The 12432-nt window shown below is 61.5% G+C and carries 10 protein-coding genes and 1 pseudogene (1 of these 11 only partly in view); 3 read left to right on the top strand and 8 right to left on the bottom strand.

What is annotated here, in order from left to right; genetic code table 11:
- The 6 genes from H0S73_RS16280 to H0S73_RS16305 form a co-directional block, all read right to left on the bottom strand.
- Positions 1-569 carry the 5' end (the start) of a potassium channel family protein gene (locus H0S73_RS16280; protein ID WP_181053126.1) on the bottom strand. It extends 583 nt beyond the left edge of the window, so only the first 569 of its 1152 coding nucleotides appear in the window; it begins with the start codon at positions 567-569; the stop codon falls past the left edge of the window.
- A gap of 36 nt (positions 570-605) precedes the next feature.
- The gene (locus H0S73_RS16285) at positions 606-1772 is read right to left on the bottom strand and encodes an SMP-30/gluconolactonase/LRE family protein (RefSeq protein ID WP_181053127.1); all 1167 of its coding nucleotides are present in this window, start codon (positions 1770-1772) and stop codon (positions 606-608) included.
- A 92-nt stretch (positions 1773-1864) separates the two neighbouring features.
- Positions 1865-2464: a hypothetical protein gene (locus tag H0S73_RS16290; RefSeq protein WP_181053128.1), complete on the bottom strand. Its 600-nt coding sequence runs from the start codon at positions 2462-2464 to the stop codon at positions 1865-1867.
- A gap of 18 nt (positions 2465-2482) precedes the next feature.
- Entirely contained in the window at positions 2483-3658 is a 1176-nt protein-coding gene (locus H0S73_RS16295; RefSeq protein WP_181053129.1) for a zinc-dependent alcohol dehydrogenase, read from the bottom strand.
- Positions 3659-3902: 244 nt separating this feature from the next.
- Positions 3903-6149 (bottom strand): PAS domain S-box protein, encoded by a 2247-nt coding sequence (locus H0S73_RS16300; protein ID WP_202049819.1) that lies wholly within the window; start codon positions 6147-6149, stop codon positions 3903-3905.
- 355 nt (positions 6150-6504) lie between these two features.
- Complete coding sequence (locus H0S73_RS16305; RefSeq protein ID WP_181053131.1) at positions 6505-7461, bottom strand: helix-turn-helix domain-containing protein; 957 nt, start codon at positions 7459-7461, stop codon at positions 6505-6507.
- Between the two features lie 207 nt (positions 7462-7668).
- Between H0S73_RS16305 and H0S73_RS16310 the strand changes: the two genes are divergently transcribed.
- The 3 genes and pseudogenes from H0S73_RS16310 to H0S73_RS16320 all read left to right on the top strand — a co-directional run.
- Positions 7669-7920 (top strand): DUF6894 family protein, encoded by a 252-nt coding sequence (locus H0S73_RS16310; RefSeq protein ID WP_181053132.1) that lies wholly within the window; start codon positions 7669-7671, stop codon positions 7918-7920.
- A 44-nt stretch (positions 7921-7964) separates the two neighbouring features.
- Positions 7965-8102: a hypothetical protein gene (locus tag H0S73_RS16315; protein ID WP_181053133.1), complete on the top strand. Its 138-nt coding sequence runs from the start codon at positions 7965-7967 to the stop codon at positions 8100-8102.
- Between the two features lie 45 nt (positions 8103-8147).
- A pseudogene (locus H0S73_RS16320) lies at positions 8148-8258 on the top strand (transposase); the annotation flags it as partial.
- 128 nt (positions 8259-8386) lie between these two features.
- On the opposite strand, the gene uvrA reads toward H0S73_RS16320, so the two are convergent.
- Positions 8387-10933, bottom strand: coding sequence for an excinuclease ABC subunit UvrA (gene uvrA / locus H0S73_RS16325; protein WP_181054368.1), 2547 nt, complete (start codon positions 10931-10933; stop codon positions 8387-8389).
- A gap of 364 nt (positions 10934-11297) precedes the next feature.
- Entirely contained in the window at positions 11298-12416 is a 1119-nt protein-coding gene (locus H0S73_RS16330) for a cache domain-containing protein (protein ID WP_181053134.1), read from the bottom strand.
- Between the last annotated feature and the right edge of the window lie 16 nt (positions 12417-12432).

Below are 12432 nucleotides of genomic sequence, written 5' to 3' on the forward strand. Positions count from 1 at the left end.
AGACGTGCCAGCAATTCGGCGGCGTCGCCTGTGCACCCTGAGAGGAAATGGATGTTCATGGCCAGCACGTTGCGCCGCTGGAGCGCCGTATAGACCTGCATCAGGTAGGTCAGCGTCAGCGACATCACCGACATGCCGATCAGCGAGTTGAACAGGAAGAGCAGCCGCGTCGGGCTCGTATGGGGGGTGAAGTCGCTCGCGCCGACGATGGCCATGCTGGTCCCCCCCGCATACATCGCGGTGACGAAGTCGGTGGGTGTCTCGCCGTTCGTAGCGCGGATGGACGTTCCGAGCTCCGGGTGCATGATCAACGCTGCACCAAGCGTCAGTCCGAGAGCCCAGACCCCAACCAGCAACACGAGGATGACTGGACCGCAGAAGGACAGAGCCGCGCCTCGTCTGGAGCCGAAAACCTTCGAGGCTTTAACGGCCGAAGCCCAGACAAGCCGCCCGACCCTGGATCCGATAATGCTGGTGCCGATCCGAGCGTAGAGCACGGTCAGAAAGATATCGAGCAAGATGATCAGGATCAGCAATATCCCAAGGCCCTGCTCCAGTCGCCCCATCATGGCAGGCCTCCTGTCATGCCAACCGCTCCGTCAGGGTCATTTGGCAGGGTCATTGGGCTGTCCGGTCGACCCGGTCGCCTCTCCGTTTTGTCCAGGCGCGATGCGCCACAGTTGCGTCTCAAGGCGTGGGCCGTTCTCGGGCTTGAACCAGCTCATGTCCTGGATGCGGGAGCCGGTGATGTAGATCGTCCCGTCGGGACCCTCCGAGAATGTATCGGGCCAGCGCAGCCGCTTGTCCTGGACAAGGGTCGTGATGCGATCCCCATCGCGGACCTTAACGGCATCCTGCTCAATCGCGCTCAGATAAAGCCGCCCGCGGCCGTCGATCCAAAGACCGTCCGTCGGCTCGGATTGGGCGACATGCTCCACACGAGCCTCGAGGTCCTTCTCGGACAGACGTGGGTTCTCCAAGGCATCCGTCGCGATGCGATAGAGCGTCCGGCCGGTCAGGGCTTTCCAATAGAGCGTGCGCCCATCGGGTGAGAGTGCGATGCTGTCGGCGGCAAATTCGACTCCGCGCCCGTCGGGCCGGCGCAACTCCTGCCCATCGGTCTTCACCACCACATCCTTTTCCGGCTGGGTGCTCGGGTGGCCGTCAAGGACGCGCCGAGCCTTGCCGTTCTGGATATCCACAACGACGAGAGCGCCCCTGGCTCCGGCATCGGTCAGGTAAGCATGCTGCCCATCCGGCGAAAACCGCACATCGTTCAGGTAGCTGCCCTGAGGTGCGACCGTCTCATCGAAGCGGATCACCTGCGCAACTTTGTTCGATTTCAGGTCGATCCTGACGAGCTTGGGCCCACCCTGCACGACGGCTGCTGTGGCTGGGGCGGCCGGATCGACGACCCAGAGATTGCCGTGCGCATCGGCCACGACGCTCTGGACGCACACGAAATGATCTCCGGCGGACATCTGGTTCTTCTTGGCATTACGCCAGGAATTCCACTCGTCATCCGGGTAGGGTTTGATCTGGCCGTCGCGCGTCACCTCGGCCACCGAGATCGGTGCATCCTCTGTCCACCGCGGGAAGTTGACGAAGATGCGACCGTCCTTCGACACGGTCACTCCGGTCACCTGATGTTCAAAGCTGGCGACCTGCTGCAGTTGCGCCGGCCCCTGAGATGGTGCCGCCCTCTGCTGTGCCATGGATGGGGTGGCCAAGAGCGTTCCGAGAAGCAGGGTCAACGGTGTGAGCCTGAGCATGTTCGCCTCCATCGCGTTGCAATAGATCGTGTGGGATACGGCTGTCTTTCACGGCGTGAACGCCGCTCGAGCGCAGCCGTATCGTCGCTCGTTCAGTGCGGACGCGCCCTCTCTTGCGGAACGCGGCCGGACACCGCTGCGAGGGGTGGAGCGGCCCGCATGTCGGGCGGCACCTGGAAGTCCTTGGCGGCGCCTCGCGCGGCCTGGACACCCTGCGGGAACCCCGTCCGGTTCCTGTAGGAGCGTGGCCGGCCACGTGGGCGGCTGTGGCGGGCCGTGACTCCCTGCGCGCCAATGATGTCGAGCAGCGTCACCCCCAGCACCGCCGCAAGAGCAATCCCGACATTGTCGCGCTTTGGATTGTCGTGCCGCATGGCCGTCATCAGGGTGGCGATGTCGAGCCCATCTCCGGCGACGCGACTCCACAATCCGAGATGCTTGTCGGTGGAGAGCGAGACAATGCCGTGCCCAAGTTCGCGTACGCCATAGGCGCGCACGAGGGCCTCCTTGCCTTCCATTCCAAGCGCTCGGGTGAAGCGCTCCGGCGCGACCAGCTCCGCTATGCCCAGGCCGATGCTGAACCAACCCAACGCTTTGGCCATGCGATCAGCGGCCCCCAGCGAGCTGGGGCCGGAGTGGAGGACCTTCGGGTCGCCCTTGGACCGGGCGATGTTCGAGATGTAATAAGCCATGTCTTCTCTCCCGGTTCTTCAGGGCTTCAAAACGACCTTGATGCAGCTGTCCTGCTTGTCGCGGAACACCTTGTACATCTCGGGTCCCTCATCGAGGCTCACGGTGTGGGTGATGACGAACGAGGGGTCGATCTGGCCCTCCTCGATGCGGCGCAGAAGATCATCGGTCCAACGGTTGACGTGCGTCTGGCCCGTCCGAATGGTCAGCCCTTTGTTCATCAGCTGACCCATCGGGATCTTGTCGACCAATCCGCCATAGACACCGGGGATTGAAATCACGCCTGCCGGGCGGCACACGTAGATCATCTCGCGCAACACGTGTGGCCGGTCGCTTTCGGCTCCCAGCATCTGCTTGGTGCGATCGTAGACCGTATCCGGCATGGAGGGCGAGACATGGGATTCCATCCCGATGGCATCGATGCACTTCTCCGGGCCCTCGCCGCCGGTGAGCTCGTTCAGGCGCTCCACGACGCTCTCCTCGTCGAAGTTGATGGTGATGGCGCCACCGGCTTGCGCCATTTCCAGGCGCTCCGGCAAATGATCGATGGCGATCACCTGCTGGGCGCCGAGGAGGACGGCGCTGCGGATCGCCATCTGGCCGACGGGACCGCAGCCCCAGATCGCTACCGTGTCCGTCGGCTGGATGTCGCACTGGACGGCCGCCTGCCAGCCGGTCGGGAAGATGTCTCCGAGGAAGAGAACCTTCTCGTCCGGGATCCCATCCGGTACCTTGATGTGGGTCGCATCGGCAAAGGGAACGCGCAGATATTCAGCCTGCCCGCCAGGATAGCCGCCGGTCAGATGCGTGTAGCCGAACAGGCCTGCGGTCGCGTGGCCGAACACCTTGTCAGCGAGATCCTTCTTGCGATTGCTCCGCTGACAGACGGAGAAGTTGCCGCGCTTGCACTGATCGCACTCGCCGCAGATGATCGTGAACGGGACAACCACGCGGTCCCCCTTCTTGAGCTTGCCCTTCGCTTCGGGCCCGACCTCAACGACCTCTCCCATCATCTCGTGTCCCATGACATCGCCGGGCAGCATGGCCGGGATGAAGTTGTGGAACAAATGCAGGTCCGAGCCGCAGATGGCGCAGCTTGTCACCTTAACGATTGCGTCGCGCGGCTGCTCGATCTCGGGGTCAGTGACGGTGTCGCAGCGGATATCTTCCTTGCCGTGCCAAACGAGGGCTCGCATGCCTTACTCCTCCTCTTGTCCAACGAAGATGCAGAGGTTTCCACGTCCGGAACTCGTCACGGTACGGGGCAGGTCTCTGCGGGGATTGTCGTCAGGGCTCGTGGTCCTTGAACGTCTGTGGTGCGGGGAAGGGCTGCGGATGATTCCTGAGGAACATCCCTCTCCATTTGATGAAGCGCGTCTCTCCCGCGCTGCCCACCTCTCGCGAGGACAGCAATTCTGAGCGGGCATTCCTGACAGACGATCAGGTTTCGGACGAGCCTGACCCCTGAGGCACTTTCAGCCCTGGGCCAGGCGACTGGAATCCAGCGGAGGTCGCAACCAGCACGGCTTGTGACAGGGTCTGTACGCCAAGCCGCTGCATAACGTGGGCTCGATGGGTTTCTACCGTTCGAGGACTGAGGCCAATGTCCCGCCCAATTTCCTTGTTGGTCTTGCCGGCCACCAAGCCTGCCAGGACCTCGCGCTCCCGTTCCGACATCTCGGCGATCCGAAGCCGCACCCGATCAGCCTCCTGGTTCTGCTCTTCCGCTTCACTGGTGATGGCCGCGGCCGACGCCACCGCGGCCAGAAGTTGGTCCGATCCATACGGGACCAGCAGGAAGTCCACCGCTCCAGCTTTCATCACCTGCACGGCAAAAGCCACGTCGCCTTTAGCATCCCCCAGAACAATGACGGGCAGGCCGATGTGCCGGGCCTTGAGCTCCCTCGGAATGACCAGACCACCCGCGCCAGACCGGCCGATGTCGAGAACAACGCAACCGGTCGCGAGAGCCGGGGCCGCCTCCAGGAAGGCTTTGCCGGAGGAAAAGACCCTGACCCTGTAACCGGCATCGCGGAGTAAATGGGAGACAGCTCGGCGGTCGGTCTCTTCGCCATCGACAACATACACGAAGCGCCCCTCATCTCGGGTGATGTCCTGGGCAATGCCGCCTGCACGGTGGATCTGGCCCTGCGCGTCGCGAATGGGGAAAAAGGTGTTCCGGATCCAACGTACAACCCCATTCTGCCGGATGATGCGAAATTCCTCGGTGGTGATTTCGCCGAGCTTGACGCGCTCCAGGGCCCCTCGCGCACGTTGCCGATCATCTGGATGGACGAAGCGGCTCCAACGGCTGGAATCACCGAGAACCGTCTCTCGCGCTTCGCCCCAAATGGGTTCGAAAGCGGAGCTTAGGTATTCGAGGTTCATCGTCTCGAAGTTCAGGATCCAAAGGGTACTGCTGGAGTTCTCGGCGAACTGCCGGAAGCGCTCTTCGCTCTCACGCAGAGCTGCTTCGGCCCGCTTGCGTGTGGTTATGTCAAGCGCAGCTCCGGTGAACCCCACCGGCTGGCCATTCTCGAAGGTGGTTCGGCCCTGCGTGGAGACCCAGCGCTCAATCCCATCCCCGATCCCGATGACGCGATATTCAATAGCGTAGAGACCAGGCCCGGCAGGATCGCGGCACTGGGCAATGGCAGCCTCGACGCGCGGGCGATCCTTTGGATGAATGCCGGACAGAAACACCTCCTCGTCGACATGAGCATCAGGCGGAAGCCCCCATATCGCCTTGAGCCGGGCATCCCAGTCCAAGGTTCCCGTGGCCGGGTCCCACGTGTATGGCGACAGACCGACGAGGTCGATGGCTGCCTGGAGCCGCGCCTGGCTTTCGCGCAATGCCTGCTCGGACCGCTTCTCACGATCAATATCCTGCACCACGAAGACTGCGCTCAAGCTCTCGTGAGCAGTGTTGCGGAAGGGCGCTGCGCTCACTCGCGTCCAGATCTCCTGACCATCGTGGAGTGTGGCGAGGAAGTCGACACCGGGAACAACCATCTCACCCCGCAGCGCCCGCGCGCTCGGATAGTCCGAAAAGCTGAGATGCTGGTCCTCAGGGGTGTAGCCACGCCAGCGCACGGCTTGCTTGGGATCTCTGGACGGGATTTTATCGAGGGCATAGTGCTGGAGGAGCCGATTGCTCAGGGTGATGTTTCCCTCTGGATCCGTTAGACCCACACCAACCGGCAATTGCTCCAGAATGGCTGCAAGCTTGTTCTCGCTCTCGCGCAGGGCCGTCTCGGCTCGGACGCGCTCCGTGGTCTCGTGGACTGTGCACAACACACCGCCGACTCCTCCGGTCTCATCGAGGATAGGGCTGTATGAAAAGGAGAACCAGGTCTGCTCGGGGTAGCCTTTGCGCATGAGCGTCAGCGGCAAGTCCTCGAAATAGCTGGCCTCTCCTCGTATGGCCTGAGCGGCAATGAGGCCGATTATGTCCCAGGCCTCGGCCCAGACTTCGGGAAATGGTTGCCCGAGCCCTTCAGGCTTGTCACCCATGATGGGAAGGTAGGCGTCATTGTAGAAGCTGATGAGATCCGTTCCCCAGGCCATGTAGGTAGGGAACGCGGAGTTGAGCATGATGCTCAAAGTCGTGCGCAGGGACTGCGGCCAGTTCTCCATTGGCCCGAGGGGCGTGGCTGCCCAATCATAGGCTCGGATGCGTGCGCCCATGATACCGCCATTGGGGAGAAGCTCGGCCGTCCTCTCCATATTGCTCCTCGAAATCAATCGCGATGGGCGGAGGTAGAGACTCTACCGCATGTGAGATGCCAGATCATCAAGATTGCTTGGAAATATAATCACGTTCAGAGACATGTTGATGAGGAGCCACTCGGACTCCACCAGAGTGTCCAACGTCCTGTTGAGCGCTGAAGCGGACCAAGCTCTTCCTTCCAGGAGTGCGAGGAATTGCTCTTCGAATGCCGTCAGATCCAGACAAGGATAAGACTGTCCGCAGCTTCGTTACGCTCCTCATGCACGATCATAGTTCCTGCTCTTCATGAACCCTGTCACCAGCTTCCAAGTGTCAATCTTGCTTTGAGTTCCTTCGAAATTCACCTGGAAGAACTCCATAAGTCGCCTTAAACCGGCGGCCGAAGTGTGTCATGTCGAGGAAGCCCCAAGCGAATGCGATCTCGCTAACGGTTCGATGAGCTTGGAATGGGTCCTTCAGGGCCCTGTGGCAGCGCTCCAGCCGCCGGGACTGGATGAGACGGGCAATCGATGTGCCTTCTTGAGCAAGCAGCGCGTTCGCGTAGCGCACGCTTACCCCGGCCGCGGCCGCAACGGTCGCGGCATCAAGCCCCCGATCGGTGAGGCGGGCTTCTATCGCGGCGCGTATGTTCAAAAGGGCGGACGCCTTGGCCGACGAAAGATACGGCCTCGGTCTCTCCTGCGTCTTGGCCAGCGAGACGGCTATGAGATCAAGCGTCTGATTTTTGACCGTCTCTATCGCGAACGTGCCCAACTGATCGGTGTAATCCGGCAGCATGGCCAGAAATGCGGAGGCCAAGCCGTGCTCCGCCTCAGCTGGTTTCATGATCCGGGTGACCATGTCGGTTGTTCTACCGACACGGGCCTCCATAGAACGTCGGGGCGCCTTGAGAACCAGCAACTCCATACCCGCCGAGAACTTTCCTTCATAGGGCAAGAGTGGGTCGAGCAGTGTCATGTCGCCGGCCTTCATATCAACCTCGCGGCCTGCCTGCTCCAACACGAGTTGGCCCGAGATCAAGCGGCAGACAAAAACCTCATCGCTCTGCATCCGAGCACAGTGATACTGTGTATGCGAAACCCTCATCGGCGCGGTCTCGAAGAGCACCAAGCTCAGGTCGGCCAAAGCACCGGCATGCAGTTCAGCCTGGAAGGTCGGGCGGCACTCAGGTGTGGCATCATGAACGATCAGGTTCTTGCATGCGACACTGTGCCAGTAGTCGAACCGGTCGCGCGGATGAACCTGGTCCGTCGAGAAAAGCCTCTCCATCGCCTTTGACCTTGCGCGTGTTGAATTAGCCGAGCACTCGTACCGCCCCAGCCGATCCCGGTAAGATTTTCATCCCTATAAAACCGATAACTAGACGGCCTGCAACGACAGTATATCAGTCAAGCAATCCGTGGCTGCAATTGTATCCTGTTCAAGACTTTTGCCGGACTAGGAATGTAAGAGTGAATTAGGGGAAACGATCCTTCAATGTCGTCCCGCTACTACTTCAACCTGACCAATGGGAGCCACTTCATTCACGACAGTGAAGGTTGCCAGTTGGAAGACATCGATTCCGCTATCGCCTTTGCCAATAAGGCGATCAAGGAACTCCGGGCTGAGGCTTCGTTGCCGTCTGAAGTTTGGCAAAGGTGGGAAATGGAGATCCGCAACGGCGCCGGCGAGGTGATTTGGGTGGTCCCCTTGGAGCCTTTGCCCGTGAAGAGTTGCTCTTTGCATTGAGAGAGCCGCCTTCATCCCGAACCTTCAGCGCAGCCGATGTGACGATGGAAGTTGATGACGATCCGATTGAGACTCAGGAAGTTGATCCAAGGAACGATGGCCTTGCTCATGTCCTCAGATGGGTAGGATTGATTTTTGCGATTGGCTTTCTCGCAGCGGCGGCGGCTATCACGGTGGGCTAAGGGCTCTGTTGAACCGCGGACGAAGCGAGACGAGCTGTGACTAAGCGAATGGGACGATATCGCTGGGCGGTGGAGCGCACCCTGGCATGGCTCAACCGCTTCCGCCGGCTCACGATCCGCTATGAACGCCGTGAGGACATCCATATTGAAGCTTGACCCTCCGATCCCAAAGCTATGGGAACCTTGAGACCGTCTACCTTCGGAGAACCATCGGCCTGCAGCACCCGGTGTGCTGTTTGGGCGGTCGCCAAGACAAATGCCTCAGATCTGCAGGCAGCTCCGGGTCAAGCAAGTGCATACGCCAGATAAGGCGCCGTCCGGCTGCCTGATGCTTTTGCCACTTCGATCGGCGGCCCCGACGCAATCACCCGTCCGCCCTCGTCACCGGCTCCCGGGCCGAGATCCATGATCCAGTCACTTCTCGCGGCAACGCGCATGTTATGCTCGACCACGATGACGGTGTTGCCAGATTCGACCAGCCCATCGAGCTGGGAGATGAGCCTTTCCACGTCGGCCGGGTGCAATCCGGTGGTCGGCTCGTCGAGGACGTAGATCGTATCGCCGCGTTGGATCCGTTGCAGCTCGGTCGCAAGCTTGATCCGCTGCGCCTCCCCTCCAGACAACTCCGTCGCGGGTTGGCCAAGTCGCAGATAGCCTAGACCAACCTCGCGCACGATCGTGAGGGGCCGGTGCAAAGGCGGCTCGTCGGCAAAGAACTCCCAGGCTGTGTCGACCGTCATTCCGAGCACGTCGGCAATGGACTTGTCGCGGTATTTGATCTTCAGCGTCTCGGCATTGTATCGCGCTCCATGGCAGGTCGGGCATGGCGCATAGACGCTTGGCAGGAACAGCAGCTCGACCATCACGAAGCCTTCCCCCTCGCAATGGGGACAACGTCCCTTGGCGACGTTAAAGGAAAAGCGTCCCGCATCGTAGCGACGGGCGCGCGCCTGCTTGGTTGCGGCAAACAGCTTTCGAACATGATCGAAAAGTCCGGTATAGGTGGCGAGATTCGAACGCGGCGTACGCCCGATCGGCTTCTGATCGACCCGCACCAGGCGCTTGATTCCTTCCATACCGCCGACGATCCGGCCGCTAGCCGGAGTGACAGCTGCACGCTCAAGCTCTTCTCCCTCTTCCTCCTGCGCAGCGATGTCATGGCCGAGACGTTCCGCGACCAGTTCGACCAGCGCTTGGCTGACCAAGCTCGACTTGCCCGAGCCGGATACGCCGGTCACGGTCGTGAGCACGCCTAAGGGGAACGCGACGTCAAGCTCATGCAGGTTGTTGCGCGTTACCCCGGCGAGGCGCAGCCAGCCGCTCGGTGGGCGCACGTGCCGAGGCGGGAGAGGGCTTTTGCCGAACAGGAAACGCCGGGTCTGCGAGGCCTCGACCTGTCTGAGCCCTTCCGGTGGGCCGCTATAGAGCACGAAGCCGCCCTGCTCGCCAGCACCAGGGCCCACATCGACGATCCAGTCGGCATGACGGATGACATCGAGATTGTGCTCGACAACGAACTGCGAATTCCCGGACGACTTCAATTGTCCAAGCGCCTTCAGCAGCGCCTCGGTATCCGCCGGATGAAGCCCAGCTGATGGCTCGTCGAGCACATAAACAACGCCGAAAAGATTGGAGCGCACCTGCGTGGCCAGCCGCAGCCGTTGGAGTTCTCCGGGCGAAAGCGTCGGGGTGCTGCGTTCGATGGCGAGATAACCCAGCCCGAGATCGAGCATGACATCGAGCCGGTCGACAAGATCCTGCGCGATGCGCTGCGCGACCACCGCCTTTTCCGGATGTTCCGCTTCGTTCTTCGCCATTCTTGAGGCCGTCCCATCCGCATAGGGGCGGAAGATGTCTGAGAGGCGGGCCAGCGGCAGACTGGAGATGTCGGCGATGTCCAGTCCCGCGAACGTGACGGACAGGGACTCGGGCCGAAGGCGTTTGCCGTGGCAGAGCGGGCACTCCGTGCTCACCATATATTGGGCCACACGCCGCTTCATCAGTGGGCTCTGCGTATTGGCGAAGGTGTGCAGCACGTGGCGCTTGGCGCTCGTGAATGTGCCCTGATAGGCCGGCTCTTCCTTGCGCTTGAGCGCGCGCCGAACCTCCTGCTGCGTATATCCGGGATAGACTGGAACGGTGGGCTGCTCATCGGTGAAAAGAAGCCAGTTCCGGTCCTTCTTGGGCAGGTCCCGCCAGGGCCGATCCACATCGAAGCCGAGCGTGGTCGCAATGTCGCGTAGGTTCTGGCCATGCCAGGCGGTCGGCCAGGCGGCAATCGCCCGCTCGCGAATGGTCAGGGTGTCGTCCGGCACCATCGACCGCTCGGTGACCTCATAGACCCGGCCGAGTCCATGGCAGCGGGAGCACGCCCCCTCGGGCGTATTGGGCGAGAACGACTCGGCGTAGAGGATCGATTGGCCACGCGGATAGTCGCCGGCCCGGGAGTAAAGCATGCGCAGCAGGTTGGACAAGGTCGTGACGCTGCCCACCGACGAGCGCGTGGTCGGTGAACCGCGCTGCTGCTGAAGCGCGACGGCGGGCGGCAGACCATCGACTTCGTCGACATCCGGAACGGGCATCTGATGGAACAGTCGCCTGGCATAGGGCGACACCGACTCGAGATATCGTCGTTGCGCCTCGGCATAGAGTGTTCCGAAGGCCAGCGACGACTTTCCGGAGCCGGAGACACCTGTAAACACCACGAGGGCGTCGCGCGGAATCTCAAGATCGATGTTCTTGAGATTGTGCTCGCGGGCCCCGCGAATGCGGACAAACCCTGTTCCTTCCTGCACGGCCATCGGAGATCGGGACTTGCATTTATCTGGCATTACGTGGCTCGGCGAGATTTCGGACACGCGATGATTTAGGGTGACCCCTCACTCGGGCCAGAGGAATAACTTCCAACTCTAAATGGCGGACACGTTAATGGAGTGCGCGCCGGAAGCAGGCCTGCGGTTCCGCGCCAGGACTGCCATGAGACCATGTTGCACATAAGGCATATGTTCCGAACCGGCTAACGTCAACTTCGGGTCCCCGAAGGAAATTCTCTGCACGTGCGGACGTTCAGTCTACATCCGAGACGTGCCAAAAGCGGGCGTTCCCACCATCAACCGTCGGGAAGCATCAATCGGGAATGTCAGCCCCAAAGTCTCGCCGAGGGGGCTTCAAGACCTGCCCGCCATTCGGCGCCGCTCAGGACGCCGGCGTCGTCGTTTTCTCCTTTTCCGCGCGGGATGGCTGGTACGGCCGGACCGAGAACGTCTGAAGGCGCACGAGCGCGGCGCTCAAACGGGCAGCCTCCTCGTAGCGGGTTTCGTCGTGCGGCGGCCGATCTGTGCGACCGCTTGCGAGCGCCTCTGCAACCGTGACCAGTCGGCCGAGTGGCTTGGCGAGCCATGCCGAGAACAGGTAGAGCAGGACGAGGCCGACCAGCGCACCGCCTCCAAGAAGCAACCAGAACGCCTGCGCAATGGCTCGAGTGGGGTCGAGCACCGTGTTCAGATCCGCACGCACGATGAGGCTCCACCCGAAGCTGGGCATGTCCTTGAACTGGATCGAAGGAATGACTGCCGCCATGTATTCCTTCGAATCCCGCCATCTCTCGCGAAGAGCTATGGATGCCCCCTGGCTGGCGGCGACGGCCGATCCTTCGGACAGCCTGGTCTCCTGAAGCTCCGGCGGGCCTGAGAGGACCACACGGTCGCGGGAGACGAGAAGCGCATCGACTCCCTGTCCCCTCACAGCCTGAATGATGTCCCTGATCATCGTCCATTCGAAATGCGCTCCGATAACGCCGATCACGGCGCCTTGATCGTTCCTGATCGGAGCAGAGAAGTCGACGAAACGGCGCGGCTCTCGTGTTGCAGGGAGAAGTTTCGCCAGAAGAACGGCCTCGTGCACGTCGACGGCGGCCGGGCCGTTGAGGCCGCGGCGGAACCACGGCCTCTCGGTAACACTTACACCCTCCAGCATGCCTTGCGATGCAGCAATCACCCTGCCTTGAACGTCGGTGACGCCGATCCAGGTATAACGACGATCCACCTGGCTTAGCAGGGTCAATTGTCGGCGGACCTCCTCAGGATTGTCCAGGCGGACAACGCGCGCCATTCCCTCGACGTCCTGCCAGAGCTCGTGCATGCGCCGCCCGAGCTGGTCGGCGACGATCTCGCCAAGAAGCCGCAAACGGGCGCTGTTGGCGACCTCCGCACGGCGTTGGATCGCATTCGTGAACATAGTGCCGGCCACTACAGCGGGCACAAGCATCAGCAGGGCGCCGATGACGAATATAAGTGTCTTGATCCCAATGCGCATCCGCGTGCTCCCCTAT

This window comes from Microvirga mediterraneensis (genome assembly GCF_013520865.1).
GTDB classification, from domain to species: Bacteria; Pseudomonadota; Alphaproteobacteria; order Rhizobiales; family Beijerinckiaceae; genus Microvirga; species Microvirga mediterraneensis.